This window comes from Pseudomonas sp. LBUM1647 (genome assembly GCF_059716175.1).
This window is the reverse complement of the sequence record NZ_CP166809.1, coordinates 2,162,716-2,178,526: the sequence shown is the minus strand read 5'-3', so window position 1 is coordinate 2,178,526 and position 15,811 is coordinate 2,162,716. Positions and strand designations below refer to the sequence as shown.

The window sequence follows — 15,811 nt, the reverse complement described above, 5'->3', positions numbered from 1 at the left end:
CAATGCCCGGTAAAAACTGTCAGTTGTCCTTCGGCTTTTTCGTGAGCGGAAGCGCTTCAGTCCCTAAAATCGCACCATCCACAGTTTGCCCATAAAAACATTGCTCCCCGCGGTGAAACGTTTTGGCCGTGGTGGCAACGTTGCCCTTGAACCGCGGATCTTGCGGGCGCTCTTGACTGTTAACGTAGGCGGCTACATCCCAAGCCTGTTGCGGAGTGAGTTGTACAGCCTTTCCCAACGGCATATTGTCGAAAATGAATTGGGCGGCTGTATTGATGCGATGCATGCCGGCCCCCCAGTTATAGGAGTCATCACCCCACAGCGCAGGCATGATCGGCACGCCCCCCATCTCGGTGCCCTCTCCTCTCGCGCCATGACAAACAGCACAGTAATGAACGTATACCGGGCGCCCTCGATCAGGAGAAGGCGGTGACTGTGATGCCGGCAAAGCTGCGAACCCTCGACCAGGCATGTTCCGACGGCCGATAGTCTTAATCTTTTGCGCTATCGGCTCAGGTAGCTCAAATGTTTTCTCGTTTCCACCCGATTGCAACTCACTGTCAGTAATTTCAGGAACGGGAGTGTCGGCCATGCCGGACTTATCAAGCAATCCCCCCATCAGCATCCAGTACGAATAAGCGGATATCGCCAACACTTCCGACGAGCCCAAGGCGGGTGCCTTGCCGTTCATGGAGTAGATGAAACAGGCCTGGACGCGCTCTGCAAAAGTATCGACATGATTATCTTTTGCGCGAAATAATGGATAGGCGAGATAGGCTGCCCATAACGGAGCCGAATAGTCTTTTGCGCCGTTGCTCAAATGGCAATTGGTGCAGTTGAGTTGATTGCCGACATAACTGCCGTTCAGTTGTTGAGTGTCAACAAACAGTTCATATCCTCGGCGCACCTTGTCGCCGAATTCTCCTTCGGGGACCTTTGTCAGATCCCGAGGTACGAAGTCGACGGGCGTAACTGCCTTGGCCTGTGCCGGAACTTGGGCACTCATGTCTGGCCCCTCCGCCATCGCCAGTAATGGAAAAGCTATCCACACCGCCATCACCACATGCCATGTCGTCATCGACCTCTGCTCCTTATCGAATGCTTGAGAGGTAGCCAGACAATGCAACTATGTCATCCGCGCTCAACTTCTGAGCTATGTTGCCCATCATGTTGTCGGGATCACCGCTTCGCTGCCCATGTTTCCAGGCCATTAGCTGCTCTTTCAAATAAGCAGCTTGTTGTCCGGCCAAACGAGGGAACGGACCACTACCGATGGCGCTGGGGCCGTGGCAGCTGTAGCAAGCCGGGAGATCGCGCCGCAGATCACCCTGGTAGTAAAGTTGCCCAGCAAGCGTGGTCTCTATTTGCTCGCCACGTACGCGCAACTTGGGCGTTGTGCCCTGCCCGGCGAAATATGCTGCGACTTGATTGCGTAAGTTCACATCGCTATAGCCTTGCGCAACGGCCGACATCATTGGATTGCTACGCCGTCCAGCAATGAAATTCTCGATCTGGGCACTGATGTAGGGCGCGGAAAGTCCGGCAAGCATTGGGCCTTGGGGCGTTCCTTCACCGTTTGCGCCGTGACAGGCAATGCAGGCCTGAACGTCTGACGGTGTTTCCAGCGCACTCACCTCTGCCACCACGCACATTCCCAAAAGCACGATCACCTTTGAAATCAGCATATCGCTTCTCCAGCTCATGAGCGAAGTCACTATCAACCTAGTACAGATAATTGAAGTTGGCCGCACTGTTGATCACCAAAGGGCTGCCATGCACAATTCCTTTTTTGACCTATAGGGAATTCCCATGAATGTTTTTTAACGAACATTCATATCCTTAACCACGCAACTCTGTATCGAGGATAATCCAATTAATGCAAAACAAATGGTTGTAGCCTACCTCGCAATAATTGCCAGCTCGACGGTCGTGGCCGCGAAAGCCCCCTCCAAACCTGTCGAAAAGTGGACATGTGGAGACTTCCTGGAGATAGATGAGAAATATCAACCCAATGCTGTTTTTTTTGCCGAGGTTTCACTAAATCAGGTAAGCCCGTCGATGGCGTAATGGATGTCGATGGCACCCTCACGGTGACACCAAAGGTGATTGAAGCTTGTACTCAAAATGCCCAGGGGTCATTCGTTGATACGCTCAAACAAACGAAAGCCAAGCAGTAAATGTAAAAACTGAAGACAGTCCGCTCAAGGTATTCAAGTATTTGTCTTCAGTTCTGCTTCCCACCTTTCAATCCCCGGTCAGTTAGCTGGCCGTTGTGAGCCGCGCCAGTGAAGGCGATGACGCTTTGGTTCGGTTGCAGCCCTCCGCGATGGGCAGCAATCTGTCTAAGAAAGAAAGGTAGTCGCTACACTGGCTGATACGTCGGCTTGGTTGATCTGTATCGGCCAGACGGATGGCCCTAGCGTTTCTGATATCAGGTTTCCTAACCCCTGCGAGGGAAAATGCCATGAAAGAAACAAAGTCTTCCATCAGTCTGAATGAAGACATCTGTGTTCATATTTTTGTCGCCTCATCCGCAATGGTGGGCGTCTGCATTACGGTAATCGGGATTTTCCAAGTGGTGACCACGTTGAGAAAAGAGGGAACCCTGGGTGATGACTTGCTTGCGATCAACGCAATTTTCTACCTGATCACAACGATTCTGTCGTACTGGTCATTGCGAACTAGACAATTTAACCGTAATCACCTGTTGGAAAAATTTACTGACGGGCTTTTTCTGGCCGCTCTGACCTGGACGACGGGAGTTGCAGGCTTTATCACATGGACGATGACATTTACGTAGTTATATAAAAAACGCCGCCTGAACAGCGCTACTTCAACTATCGGAGCAAGTTTTGAAACATTCACTAATGTCCCCCGTCTCGATTCAGTTCAGCCTTTCAAGTGAAGTGAACATCAAGACAACGGTGCAAAAGAAAATCCGATGCCTGCTCAGGCATCGGATTCTGTTTCTTGCGGCGCAAGGACAAACAACGAGTCTCAATAGCCCCATGCCGGCCGGCAGTAAAGCCCTCCATACGGTCCACGCCAGCAACGGCCACCACCGTACAGTCCCCAAGGCCCGGCATGCCAGTAATGGCGTGGCCCCCGGCCCGGTCCGTACCACCAATCAATAAACAGGGTTGCAGGTTGGCCTGTGACAGACGGCGTGCCGTCAAGCAACTTCACGGTATAAGTCAGGGTGTCGCCTTTGAGCTTTGGGTTGGTAAGCCCGACGACAGCAAGCTGTGGTGTGCCTTCGACCGTCACTGAAAGGGTGGCATTCGGCGGATCCTTTTCGAAGTCACTCTTGCCCGAAGTCCAGAAGCTGACGAACTTGCCAGTTGCTGCGTCGCCCGTCATACGCTCGGGACGGTCAGCAAACATGAGGGTTTGCGCCGCCACGCCTTTCAACGTGAGCGTGTTTCCCTCGAAAGTCATGGAAATGACGGTCTGGACAAATAGCCAGAAAGCAGCAGGAATGGGCACTGCATTATCTTCTGGATCTCTGGAGCCCCTTGTCGCTGGGCCATGACTGGCGCACTGATCAGTGCGGCTACCGTCAGGGTTAGGGCGACTAAAGAATTTCTCATACTGAAACCCTTCCATCGATGATGCGACAAATAGAATGCGTGGTCGCGGCCGCCTCCCAACAAAACGCAAAAACCTTCGAATCCACTGTAGTAGATCCGTGATCAGCTGACCAATGCTCACCTCTAAGAGCCTCCAAAATGGGCAAAAATATTGTTCATACAGGCGCACGCCATCGCTCTTGGTGCTGGAGTCCGGAGGAACCATCAGGCTTCACCGGTGGACGTTAAGCCAAGAACACGATGCACGTGGAGGCCAGTCTGGCTGTCGTTGGAATTTGGCGCGAGAGCGCAATCAATCTGGCGCACTGACGCATGACGCAGAGCACCGGCCTGATTAGCGTGTGTGCACACCAGAAAGAAGGAAAGCATTGATGAATAATTCACTCTCTCAAAGAGTCGTAGCGATCACCGGGGCATTGGGTAATCTGGGCGAAACCCTGACCCGTATGGCTGCGGCCCAAGGCGCCCATGTGGTCCTGATCGATCAGGCAACATCGGCGATACCTTCATCGTCGGAGCTGCTTGTGCTACCCGGTGTCGACCTGACTGCTTATGCCGACTGCGAGGAAGTGGCGAGACGTATCCAGGCGCATTTCGGTCGGCTCGACGGATTGGTCAACGTGGCTGGAGGTTTCGCCTGGGAAACGGTGCAACATGGCGAAACACAAACATGGGATCGGCTCTTCGAGCTGAATGTGCGTACGGCATTGAATGCCAGCAAGGCCATGCTGCCGCTGATCCTTCAGTCATCGAATGGTCGCATCGTCAATATCGGTTCCGGCGCAGCGGCAAAAGCCGGGCTGGGAATGGGGGCCTATGCGGCGTCCAAATCCGGCGTCTTGCGTCTCACCGAAACCCTCGCCGAAGAGCTCAAGGACAAGGGAATCACCGTCAACGCAGTGCTGCCGAGCATCATCGACACACCGCAGAATCGCCACGCCATGCCCGATGCCGAGCATGATCGCTGGGTGACGCCAGCACAGCTTGTAGCGGTCATCCTGTTCCTGCTTTCGGACGCGGCATCGGCCGTCACGGGTGCCGGTATTCCGGTTACGGGTCGGGGCTAGTTCGCAGACGGGCGTCGCTCGCAGTGGCGATGCCCGTGCTGTTAGAATCCGGGCCCCAACCGGATCACCGGACTTCTGTGCCCCATGCGTCCCGCCACTTCCAGTGCAGCTTTCGTCAATCACGTCCTTGATATCGCCGAGCAGCATGGCTGCGACGGTGAAGTGTTGCTTGCCAGAATCGGCCTGCAACGGGAGCGGTTGTCCGATCCGATTCTGCGCATTCCCATGCATCAACTCAGAGCACTGCTGGCGCTTTCGGCGTCCATGAGCGGACTGCCGCATTTCGGATTACTGGTGGGTGCAGCGGTGCGCCCGGGCACCTATGGCGTGCTTGGCTATGTGTCGATGACCAGCGCCACCCTCGGCGAGTCGATGAGCATGATCCGGCGTTTCGGCAAGATCGTTTTCGATAGCCCGTCGAGCCAGACGCACATTGCTATCAACGACGGCCGCGTGTTGATAGAAGACCAGCGCATCAGCGAACTGGAGCCCTACTGTGCCTTCTACCAGGAAGCGGTACTGGCTGGGTGGGCCTCCTTTGGTCGCTGGTTGATTGCCAGCAACGACCCCTTGCTCGAAGTCACGATGATACATCCGGCGGTAGGGGACCCTTCCCACTACGAACGTTTCTTCGGTTGCCCGGTGCAGTTCGGCGCCCGTAGCAACACCCTGGTATTTCCCGAATCGATGCTCAAAACCCGGGTGCAGGGCGCAGATCCGCGCACCCACAAAAGTCTGTTGCTGGAGGCAACCGTGCAACTGGGTCGCTCCTACGCGCCGTTGTCCGTGATTGGCCGCCTGCGTGCATTGCTGGTGGAAAACCTGTCCGTCGGCGACTTCAGCCTCGAAAACCTCGCCAGCCACCTCGCCATGTCGCCGCGCACGCTGCAGCGCAAACTGGCAGCCGAAGGCGAAAGCTTCACCCAGGTGCTGGAGACCATTCGCATGGAACTGGCTGACCATCATCTGCGCAGCACCGATGCCAGCATCATGGATATCGCGTTGACGCTTGGCTTCTCGCAGGCCAGCGCTTTCAGTCATGCCTTCCGTCAAGCCCGGGGTATTTCGCCGGCGGATTTTCGCAAGACAATTTCCAAACAGTAAATTGGCGCCATCCAACATGCACCCTGACGCCCAGCGTCAAGCCGTTGGACGAGGATCAGGTTAGCTTCCTTGCTACATAACAAGGAGGCAGAAAATGCCCAATGCCATCGTCTACGCGATCCCCGCGTTCATCATGCTGCTTCTGCTGGAGTTGCTCTGGAGCTTCTGGCGTCGCCGCCAGACCTTTGCCTTGAGCGACAGCCTCTCGAGTATCTCCCTCGGCCTCGGTGGCCAGGTTCTGAACATCTTTGCCAAAGGGCTTAACATCGGCCTGTATTTGCTGGCATACAAGTACCTCGCTGTCTTCGAACTTTCCACCTCGCACTGGTGGGTCTGGGCCATCGGCCTGATCGGCTACGACTTCTGCTACTACTGGCATCACCGCATGGGCCATGAAACCAATCTGGTCTGGGCGTCCCACGTCGTGCATCACTCCAGCGAAGAGTTCAACTACTCGACCGCGATGCGTCAGACCGGCACCGGTTTTTTCACTAACTGGTTCTTCTACTGGTCGCTGGCGATCATCGGTCTGCCACCGACCGTGTTCATCGTCAGCGGTGCCGTGGTGTTGGGTTACCAGTTCTGGATTCACACACGTCATATCGGAAGCCTCGGCTGGTTCGACTACTGCTTCGCCTCGCCGTCCAATCACCGCGTGCATCACGGCCAGAACGACTACTGCGTGAACCGCAATTACGGCGGGGTCCTGATGCTGTGGGATCACCTCTTCGGCAGCTTTGCCAAGGAACGGCCGGCGCACGAGGAGCCGATCATTTATGGCATCCATGGGCAGCTCAAAACCTTCGATCCGATCAAGGCAAACCTGCACAAATACCTGGGCCTTCTGGAGGATTTCCGGCTGGCGGACAACTGGGCGGATCGCTTCAAAATGTGGTTCGCCCCACCCGGCTGGAGGCCTGCCGCAGCGCATCGCCTCAAGCCCCACCCGCCACATGACATCAGCGCGTTCCGCATCTACCGTCCGCGTATTTCCAGCGCAACTGCGCTCTATTGCTTGCTACAGATGGTGCTGGTCATGCCTTTGGGGCTGAGTTTCATTGCCCTGGCTTTTCAGCTCAGCCTGCCCTGGCAAGTGCTCGGCGCGACGTGGATTCTGGCCTCGCTGTGGGTACTGGGGCGCACCCTCGAAAATGCACCGGGGCATGGTCGCTGGCAAGTGTTGTGGCTTTGCTCGTTGGCCACCCCGGGGGCCATCGCCCACCTGCAATGGGGTTTGCCGATTGCCTGGGTAATGACGCTGTTCTGTGTGGCTAGCCTGGTGCTGCTGGGTACGCTTGTGCGTTCGCTGCGCCGTCCGTTGCCAGTGGAGGCGTGAGTCATGACCAGCGTGATTTGCGAACTGCTGCTGTGCATCGCGTGCCTCTGGGCATGCACAGTCAGCATGAAAGACCGACAAGGCTGGCGTGCGATTGGCTTCCTGCTCATAGCGGCAACCGCAACGGCCGGCGCCCTGGTGTATGCCGGGCTTGAGCAGGTGCAGCCTGCGCATCAAGCCATGTCGGCTGTTTCCGGACGCATCGCCCTGCTGTTGATCGCCGTTGGCTGCTTGCAGCGCACGCCCCATCGGTTGCTGCTGATCGCCAGCGCCGCGGTCCTGCTGTGGGTCCCGGAACAATTGGCCTTGGCCGGCAACCTGCTCGCACTGGTCGCCATCGCCTGGCCAGGCCGCTCGCGACGCTGGTCATTGGCAGTCGCAGGCAGCCTGCTGTTCATCTTTGCCAGACTGGTGGGCGGGGCCCGTGGCGAATGGCATGGCATCGCTCGCCTCGACATCTATCACCTGACGTTAATGCTGGCCGCGCTTTCCTGGGGGATAGCACGCCTTGTCAGTACGGGACCGCTATCGCGCTCGCCTGCGACCCTGGCTCGCTGACGGCTGTGCGGATCGAATGGAGGAAACCATCACGATGTGAAAGCGACACGCCGCTTCGATAAGTACCTCCGGGCGCCAAAGTGGCGCCCCGGCTAATGACGCAAACAATAATAATCAGTCGTTGGAGCAGTTCAGATGGAATCCAATTCCCGCAAGCGATGCTTGCAGGCCGGGTCCGCCCTAGCCTGTGTTTTCCCCTTGATTCTCAGCGGACAGTCAAGGGCTGCTGAATTCAGTTTCCTCGACAATCAGGTCACCGGCTCATTGGACACGACGGTGTCCTACGGCGCGCTGTGGCGTGTGCAAGGCCAGGACAAGACCAACAATGACGTCAACTCAAACGACGGCAACCGGAATTTCAGTCCCGGCCTCGCTTCAGAGGTGTACAAGATCACCTCCGACTTGGGGGCGACCTACGACAATTACGGCCTGTTCGTGCGTGGTTCCGCGTTCTATGACACGCAGATCATGGACAAGCGCAACAACTACTACGACCACAACCAGCCTGCGCAGCCGAGCCAGTCTTATCCGCAGAACGATCATTTCACCCAGGAGACCCGCGACATTGCCGGCAGTCGCGCGGACATCCTCGACGCCTACGTCTACGGCAACTGGGACATTGCCGAGCACCCGGTGACAGCACGCCTGGGGCGCCAGGTGTTCAACTGGGGTGAAGGCCTCTTTTACCGTGGCGGAGTGAACACAACCAACCCGGTGGACTCTTCCAAATTCCGCCTGCCGGGCGCCGAGGTCAAGGAAGTGCTGATGCCGGTTGAAGCTGTCAGCTTCAACATCGGCCTGACCGATAACCTGTCGATGGACACGTTCTACCAGTGGAACTGGAAAGAAACCCGTCTCGATCCCGTAGGGACATTTTTCTCCGAGACCGACCTGTTCGCCGACGGCGGCAACACCGGTTATACCCGCGTCAATGCATTCTCCAACCCAACGTTCCAGCGCCTCTACCCGCAACTGGCCGCCAGCCATTTTGCCGGATTGCAGGGCACCAATTACCTGGACCCCAACGGCTACTTCAAAGTCTCCAACATCGGCCAGGACATCAATGCGAAAAACGATGGCCAGTTCGGTGCCGCCTTCCACTACATCGCCGAGCAGCTCAACTCGACCGAGTTCGGTTTCTACTTCGTCAACTACCACGCCAAGGATCCGGTGATCTATGCCGATTTGAACCCGGCGTATGCCGGCGTCAACATGAACCAGATGGCAGGCTTGGGCGGTTTCTCGTCGTACAACAACCTAATCAACGCGGCTGCCGCGGGCAACGCCAACGCGATTCAGACACTGGGCCTGGTCAATGGCGCAGCGGCGGTGGACCTGGCCAACCAGACCACGGCCAAGCGCGAATACGTTGAAAATATCCGCATGTACGGCCTGAGCTTCAACACCACGCTGGGCGATGCCTCGCTGTTCGGCGAGATCGCTTATCGCCCCAACCTGCCAATCGGCGTCGCCACTACCAATGATCTGCTGGGGGACATGCTGGCCCAGGCCGGGAAGATCGTCAGTGGTCAGACGGTCAACGTCGGCGGGCAGCAGGTTGCCCTCGGCGGCCAAATCCACGACTACGAGCGCGTGGAGGCTTTCAACAGCTCCATCGGCAGTCTTTACAACTTCGGCCCGGCGCTGTCGTTCAGCTCGTTGATGGGTGTGATCGAGGTCGCGGCCGAGCAGATACGCGGCAGCAGCCTGCAATACACAGCCTACGACGGGTCGACCCGCTACTACTCGGGACGCTCCAACGGCGCATATGTCTCGGGCTTTGACCGCAGCGATCAAGTCAACCGCAACGCCTATGGCGCCACCGTCATGTTGACGGGCACGTGGAACGACGTCTTCGCCGGGGTGAACCTCTCGCCTTACGCCGTCTACAAGGACGACTTCAGCGGCAACTCCTACCAGGCCGGCAATTTCATCGCCGGGCGCAAGGCTTACACGCTGGGTTTAAAGGCCGCCTACATGAATAGTCTGGAGGCGGAGTTGCAGTACACCTCGTTCTATGGCGCCGGGCAGGAAAACGCTGCGCGCGACCGCGACAACGTCGGTTTCAACGTCAAGTATTCCTTCTGAGTTCACGGAGAAAAAATAATGAGCAACATGCGCATCCTTGTCAGTACCGCGTTGGCCCTGGCACTGTCCAGCGTCAGCGCGCTGGCGGCGGTTTCCCCGCAAGACGCGGCCACTCTAAAGTCATCCTTGACGCCATTCGGTGCGGAAAAATCGGCCAATGCTGCGGGCACCATTCCGGCCTGGACTGGCGGAATAACGCAGGAGCCGGCAGGCTTCAAGCCGGGGCAACACCACATCGATCCTTTCAAGGACGACAAGCCACTATTCACCATAACCAAAGCCAATCTGGAGCAGTACAAGAACAACCTGACACCCGGGCAGATCGCCCTGTTCAACAACTATCCCGAGACTTACCAGATCCCGGTTTATACCAGCCGTCGGAGTGGCTCGGCGCCGCAGTCGGTATACGACAACACCTTTAAAAATGCCACCACGGCGAAACTGGTCGCCGATGGCAATGGCTTCGTCGATGCCGTTGGCGGCATTCCGTTCCCGATCCCGCAAAGCGGTGTGGAAGCGGTGTGGAACCACATCGCTCGCTACCGGGGCGTTTACGCTATGCGTCGCTCCGCCGAAGCCGCGGTTCAGCGTAACGGCGACTACACCCCTGTGATCAGTGAGCAAGAAGCGTTATTCAAGTACTACCAACCGGGTGGAAGCTATGCCGACCTGGGCAACATCATGTTTTATTACCTGGCCTTCACCAAAAGCCCGGCGCGCCTGGCGGGCAGTGCCTCACTGGTTCATGAAACCCTTGATCAGGTCCAGGAACCGCGTCAGGCCTGGGCTTACAGCGCCGGTCAGCGTCGCGTACGACGCGCGCCCACCCTGGCCTACGACACCCCCATCGCCTCCTCCGACGGTCTGCGCACGGCTGACGATACCGACATGTATAACGGAGCCCCTGACCGCTTCAACTGGAAGTTGCTGGGCAAGAAAGAGATCTACATTCCCTACAACAACTACCGGTTGTCTGCGGCTGATGTGAAGTACAAGGATCTGCTCACGCCCAATCATCTGAACCCGAAATACACGCGCTACGAACTGCACCGGGTGTGGGTGGTCGAGGGCACGCTGAAACCAGGTTCCCGACACATTTATTCCAAGCGGGTGATGTTCCTCGACGAGGACAGTTGGGGAGCGGCGGAGGTCGACCAATATGACGGCCGTGGCGAGTTGTGGCGTGTATCGCTGGCCTATCTGAAAAACCACTATGAACTACCCACGACGTGGACCTCTATCGATGCCTTCCATGACTTGCAGGCGCGTCGCTATGTCGCGCTGAACCTGGACAACGAGGAGCCGACCGGCATCGACTTCGGCCAGGCGATTCCGGATGGCGAATACTTCAGCCCGGCCGCGCTGCGTCGTCGCGGGACCCGATGATTCGACGGTAGCCCAACACCCTCCGCACCAAGGCATCCTCGATGGCGTGGCGGGTTGCGGCTTCCCTGGTTTCCGGGGCGTCATCATGTCGCCCAGCACGGCTGCTGACGGCGGGGGGCAAAAGGAACGCCTCTTCGATTTCGCTGCTGTACTGACCGGAGCCGACCCCGCACGTAGCAAGTTACCCTTCCTGTCGCTGACTGGACGGCGTGTTCGCACACGCAGATTGACGTCCGCCAACATGCTCGGCGCTCGGCGTAACGCTAACCTTTGCCATCCTATCGTGCCCTAAGGAAGACCATGTCTCGCGCCGCCCGTTCGCTCAGATACTTCGCGGTCTATCTCATGCTGCTGGGACTGGCGCTCATGCTGGTGCCCAACCTGATCATCACGCTATTTGGGATGGAAGCGACATCTGAAGTGTGGATCCGCGTGGTCGGCGTGCTCGCTTTCAACATCGGGATCTATTACTGGTTCGCCGCACGCAGTGAATGCCTTGAGGTTTACTGGGCGTCCGTCTATACCCGCGCCCTGGTGCTGGTGAGCTTCACGGTTTTCGTAGCGTTACAGTTGAGCGAACCGGTGCTGATGCTATTCGGGGTCGTGGATTTTTGCGGTGGCGTCTGGACCTGGTGCGCCTTGCGCAGCAGAAGCACGGAGTGATTGCTCATCGCGGGCTGCCACTGCGAAGATTTTGCATACCTCCCCAATGACGGTAACGGTCCGAATCTGCTTTTCACGACAGGTTGCTTCCGGCAGAGGTTGTGTAAAAACGTTTTTCAGCGCGATTGGAGCCCAGTGTTGGACTGAAAATCGCGTTTCTCCGCAAAAATCTAAATCGGCTGAGCAGCCGATAATTTTCAGATTTCGCATAGATGCGCAAACTTCAATTTTGATGAAGCGTTTTTACACACTCTGGGCCGTTAGCAGTCTTTCGTCAGCGGTTTCTTTTGGCCATCAGCCTTCCCATTGAGCCGCTAGGGGGCGGAAGAAAGTAACAGTGAAGCGCGTGTCGTGCCACGGGGTTAGAGCGCATGTTTTAACCCTTACGACATGGAAAACGTGATGAACCCTCGTAAGGGTGGTCAAGGTCAGCCCGAGCAAAAACAACCCGTCGGCTATTCGCTCCAGTTGATAATTGCGTTTAGCCTTGAGTGTCCGCAGCGCCCAATAAGCAATTAAGCACGTCGTCACATAAACGATCGCGTTGATCGCCAGCAGGTTTTGCCGAATCACGTCCTCCTGCCGGACATTGATCACCACACGAAGTATTCCTGATAGGAGAAAGGGCCTTTCATCTGATCAGGTGAAGCGTAGGCTCAGCCGGTAAATCGGTGGGTTGCGAACCAGAACAATCAGATATTCGGCGTAAGGTTGCGCGACATGCTTGCAGGGCAGTCCGTCGATCACTGCACAGGCGCGACCAGCGGGTTGGCAATCTTTGTTCATTGCATCTATTTTTTATCTCGCAATTACACAACTGCGTTGATGAAAAAGGAGCTTTGAAATGCGATCCCTCAATGCAATTCTAGTGGCTTCCCTGTTGGCTGCGGGCCTGATGTGTCACGCGGGCATTACACAAGCCGAAGGGGATGTCGCGAAAGACGTCAGGGACGGCGTCCGTGACGTAGACAAAGATGTCGATCGCGACGGAAAGGACATTGATAAAGAAGCCAAGGAATTGGAGAAAGAGCGCCATAAAGATGACCGGCATATCGATAAGGAAGCCAAGAAACACCTCTGATGGGTAACGGCAATGATTATCAAGAAGTGCTGTTCATCGGTTGGGTAACGATTCGTGGATCCAAATACTTGCGCCCCCCTTGCGCTGTTCTACACTACGAAAAGTTACGCGCAACCCCCTTAAAAGCCACGCCGGCCTTGGCTTGTGGCATTGCGCGGTGTCTTCTGATCACCCTTGGGCAACGCACCGACGAACTGCGCGCGTAGTTCATAGCCAAGCCACCGAAGGTCGCGATCATGGCCAGAGCTTTCAGCGTCCGCCTCTTGGTCTTCTGCGCGAGCATCTGTGCGCTGACATTGACCGGTTGTGCAACTCAGCATGCCGTCGAGCGTGCGCCCCAACCTCTGCGCCAGAATCCCGAATTCACCTACGATGCCAGCGGTGTGACCCACGCCACGCTGACGGCGGCCGAACAGCAGGTCAACGTCGGTAATGAGCGTTACGTTTCCCTGGTGTTCAACGGCGACTACGATTCGCCGCTGATTCGAACGCGACCGGGCGGGACCATGGCGATTCGTCTGGATAACCGCATGGACGAAATCACCAACCTGCATTTCCACGGCATGCAGGTGTCGCCTCTGGATGAGGGCGATAATATTTTTCGCGTGATCCAGCCCCATCAAGTCGGCGAATACAACGTCAAACTGCCGCTCGAACACAGCCCTGGCGCCTACTGGTATCACAGCCATTTCCATGGTGGTTCCCAGCGCCAGGTGTCCGCCGGGATTGCCGGGCCGATTCTCGTCGACGGCATGCTCGATCCGTTCCCCGAACTCAAGGGCATCAAGGAACAGGTCCTGGTTCTGCGTAATTTTCAGAAAACCCTGACCGGCAAAGTCGCCAGCGAAATCATCACCAGCGCCCCGTCGATTCGTACCGTCAACGGCCAGGAAGTGCCGATCATCGACATCAAGCCCGGGGAAACCCAGCTTTGGCATTTCATCAACATTGCCGCCAACCAATACTTCCGGATTCGCATCAACGGCCAGTCGATGCAAGTGTTGTCGCGCGACGGCAATACCGTGACGCGCAGGGTCGACACCGATCAGGTGTTGATCGGGCCATCCGCGCGTTTCAGCGTGTTAGTGGTCGGGCCGCCGGCAGGCTCCTACGAAATCGAAACAGGCTCCGGCAACACCGGCCCGGCCGGAGATGATTACCCGGCGACGAAGCTGGCGGTGTTGCGTTCCAGCGGTGAACGGGTTGCGACCCGGCAGATCACCAGCGCCTATCCGCCGGCAGAGGACTTCAGCAAGATCGCGGTGAACAAGACGCGTCAGTTCGCCTTTCAGGATTCGGACACCGATTCCAACGCGTTCTTGATCAACGGCACCCGCTTCGAACTGGACCGGGTCAACACCACGGTCAAGCTCGGCGACGTGGAAGAGTGGCGACTGTTCAACCCGTCCCAGGAATTGCACCAGTTTCATATTCACCAGGTGGATTTCCAGGTCACCGAGATCAATGGCATACCGGTGCAGTTCAGCGGCTATCGGGACAATGTGTTCATCCCCGCCACGGGATCGATCACCGTGCGAATTCCGTTTCGCGATCCGGTGATCCTCGGCAAGTTCGTCTACCACTGCCACATCCTCGAACACGAGGACGGCGGCATGATGCAGGCGATTCAGGTGGTCAAGCCCGAGGACTACGAGCAGGCGGTCAAGCTCGAACCCTTGGGCGGGCTCTACGGAGAAAACAACCAGTTGTGCTCCTACCTGCGCAACACCGGACAGGACCCGAAAGCGTCCAGCCCGCTGATCAAGCCGCTCATCAAGTAAAAGGGGCGATGCCATGAGCAACTATCGCTTGGCTGTGTTGTTGCTGGGAACGGTGTGCGGCGTTGAGTCGACGCTGGCCGATGACGGGCAGTACCCCAATGTCGGCATGGATTACGACGCGACCTTTCAGTTTGACCATGTGCATGCCGATTCGCCCCAAGGCGGTAACCGCAATAGCACGGATGCCTACCCGGACATCAACACCACGTTCTACTTTCGCTTCACACACGATCAGCAAATCCAGTTTTCCACCGAGATCAATCCCGTCGACGGGCCTGAACCGGGGCAGAAACGTTTTTTTGAAGACGTGGGGCTGGTGATCAACGACCTCAACTATTACCAGAACAACGCGAACTCGGCGTTCATGGTCGGCAAGTACCATGTGCCGTTCGGTCGGGCACAGGATCAGGCGCCCGGCCTCTACACTGAAGATTTCGTCAGCACCTACGACCTCGACGGCATGCTTGGCGGCACGGTGGCGTATCGGTTTTTCGATCAGCGCCTGGGCATGATCGAACCCAATGTCAGTGTCTACACCGCCGACAATTCATTTCTCGGCCGGCCTTACCTGCGCCATGGTGAGAAGCTCCAGCGCACCGACGGCGGTCCTTCGAATACCGGCAAACTCGACTCCTATGCGTTGACGGTGAACTGGTTGGCGATCCCGGCGGTGCCCTATCTGGAAATGCAGTTCGGCTACATGTTTAACCAACAGGGTGAGGATGTAGAGCAATCCGATCCACCCTTTGGCGGCGCGGCCGATGAAACCATCAAGATTGCGTCAGCTCGTTACATCTGGGCTTACGCGCCGAGTACGGATCTTGAGCCGACGCTGGCCGGAAGCTATTTCGATATCGTGCCCTTCATCGAGTTCGCCGATGTCGAGAACGAAGACGCGATTCAGGGCAACGACACACGTTACCTGACCACGTCGCTGACCTTCGATTTCGGTGACTGGGCATTGGGCGCGACACGCACCGACAAGCATCGAGAATCCACGGGAGGCGCGGATCGGCAGGATTATCTCAACGAGTTGAGCCTGACCTACAACATCACCGGCCAGATCAAACTCGGACTGTCCGCCGGCACCCAGAAAGAAGATGGCCAGATGTCTGAACTGGTGGGCCTGGCGTTGACCTATTCGGGGGGTTACTAAG

Annotated in this window: 15 protein-coding genes and 1 pseudogene; 12 read left to right on the top strand and 4 right to left on the bottom strand. The window is 57.0% G+C overall.

What is annotated here, in order from left to right:
- Positions 1-19: 19 nt before the first annotated feature.
- On the bottom strand, positions 20-1,078 hold the full coding sequence (locus ACA059_RS09835; protein ID WP_497633634.1) for a c-type cytochrome: 1,059 nt from the start codon (positions 1,076-1,078) through the stop codon (positions 20-22).
- Between the two features lie 13 nt (positions 1,079-1,091).
- On the bottom strand, positions 1,092-1,685 hold the full coding sequence (locus ACA059_RS09830) for a c-type cytochrome (RefSeq protein WP_497633633.1): 594 nt from the start codon (positions 1,683-1,685) through the stop codon (positions 1,092-1,094).
- 202 nt (positions 1,686-1,887) lie between these two features.
- On the opposite strand from ACA059_RS09830, the pseudogene hdeA reads away from it, so the two are divergent.
- Together hdeA and ACA059_RS09820 are read left to right on the top strand one after the other, a co-directional pair.
- Positions 1,888-2,177, top strand: a pseudogene (gene hdeA, locus ACA059_RS09825) (acid-activated periplasmic chaperone HdeA).
- 287 nt (positions 2,178-2,464) lie between these two features.
- Positions 2,465-2,800: a hypothetical protein gene (locus ACA059_RS09820; RefSeq protein WP_497633632.1), complete on the top strand. Its 336-nt coding sequence runs from the start codon at positions 2,465-2,467 to the stop codon at positions 2,798-2,800.
- A gap of 197 nt (positions 2,801-2,997) precedes the next feature.
- Here ACA059_RS09820 and ACA059_RS09815 read toward each other — a convergent pair whose 3' ends face one another.
- Positions 2,998-3,486, bottom strand: a complete 489-nt coding sequence (locus tag ACA059_RS09815) for a hypothetical protein (RefSeq protein WP_497633631.1) — start codon at positions 3,484-3,486, stop codon at positions 2,998-3,000.
- 475 nt (positions 3,487-3,961) lie between these two features.
- Here ACA059_RS09815 and ACA059_RS09810 point away from each other — a divergent pair, with 475 nt between their 5' ends.
- The 7 genes from ACA059_RS09810 to ACA059_RS09780 all read left to right on the top strand — a co-directional run bounded on the left by ACA059_RS09810 (position 3,962) and on the right by ACA059_RS09780 (position 11,792).
- The gene (locus ACA059_RS09810; protein ID WP_497633630.1) at positions 3,962-4,657 is read left to right on the top strand and encodes an SDR family NAD(P)-dependent oxidoreductase; all 696 of its coding nucleotides are present in this window, start codon (positions 3,962-3,964) and stop codon (positions 4,655-4,657) included.
- A gap of 84 nt (positions 4,658-4,741) precedes the next feature.
- Complete coding sequence (locus ACA059_RS09805; protein WP_497633629.1) at positions 4,742-5,761, top strand: AraC family transcriptional regulator; 1,020 nt, start codon at positions 4,742-4,744, stop codon at positions 5,759-5,761.
- 94 nt (positions 5,762-5,855) lie between these two features.
- Complete coding sequence (locus ACA059_RS09800; RefSeq protein ID WP_497633628.1) at positions 5,856-7,097, top strand: sterol desaturase family protein; 1,242 nt, start codon at positions 5,856-5,858, stop codon at positions 7,095-7,097.
- A gap of 3 nt (positions 7,098-7,100) precedes the next feature.
- Complete coding sequence (locus tag ACA059_RS09795; protein WP_497633627.1) at positions 7,101-7,655, top strand: hypothetical protein; 555 nt, start codon at positions 7,101-7,103, stop codon at positions 7,653-7,655.
- 135 nt (positions 7,656-7,790) lie between these two features.
- Positions 7,791-9,743, top strand: a complete 1,953-nt coding sequence (locus tag ACA059_RS09790; RefSeq protein WP_497633626.1) for a DUF1302 domain-containing protein — start codon at positions 7,791-7,793, stop codon at positions 9,741-9,743.
- Between the two features lie 18 nt (positions 9,744-9,761).
- Positions 9,762-11,129 carry a DUF1329 domain-containing protein gene (locus tag ACA059_RS09785; protein ID WP_497633625.1) on the top strand — a complete coding sequence of 456 codons (1,368 nt, stop codon included), beginning with the start codon at positions 9,762-9,764 and terminating at the stop codon, positions 11,127-11,129.
- A gap of 300 nt (positions 11,130-11,429) precedes the next feature.
- Positions 11,430-11,792 carry a hypothetical protein gene (locus ACA059_RS09780; RefSeq protein ID WP_497633624.1) on the top strand — a complete coding sequence of 121 codons (363 nt, stop codon included), beginning with the start codon at positions 11,430-11,432 and terminating at the stop codon, positions 11,790-11,792.
- A 294-nt stretch (positions 11,793-12,086) separates the two neighbouring features.
- On the opposite strand, the gene ACA059_RS09775 is transcribed toward ACA059_RS09780, so the two are convergent.
- Positions 12,087-12,392 (bottom strand): hypothetical protein, encoded by a 306-nt coding sequence (locus ACA059_RS09775; protein WP_497633623.1) that lies wholly within the window; start codon positions 12,390-12,392, stop codon positions 12,087-12,089.
- 244 nt (positions 12,393-12,636) lie between these two features.
- Between ACA059_RS09775 and ACA059_RS09770 the strand changes: the two genes are divergently transcribed.
- From ACA059_RS09770 to ACA059_RS09760, 3 genes are all read left to right on the top strand, one after another.
- Positions 12,637-12,873, top strand: a complete 237-nt coding sequence (locus ACA059_RS09770) for a hypothetical protein (protein WP_497633622.1) — start codon at positions 12,637-12,639, stop codon at positions 12,871-12,873.
- Between the two features lie 236 nt (positions 12,874-13,109).
- Complete coding sequence (locus tag ACA059_RS09765; RefSeq protein WP_497633621.1) at positions 13,110-14,654, top strand: multicopper oxidase family protein; 1,545 nt, start codon at positions 13,110-13,112, stop codon at positions 14,652-14,654.
- Positions 14,655-14,667: 13 nt separating this feature from the next.
- Complete coding sequence (locus tag ACA059_RS09760) at positions 14,668-15,810, top strand: hypothetical protein (protein WP_497633620.1); 1,143 nt, start codon at positions 14,668-14,670, stop codon at positions 15,808-15,810.
- Position 15,811: the final 1 nt, after the last annotated feature.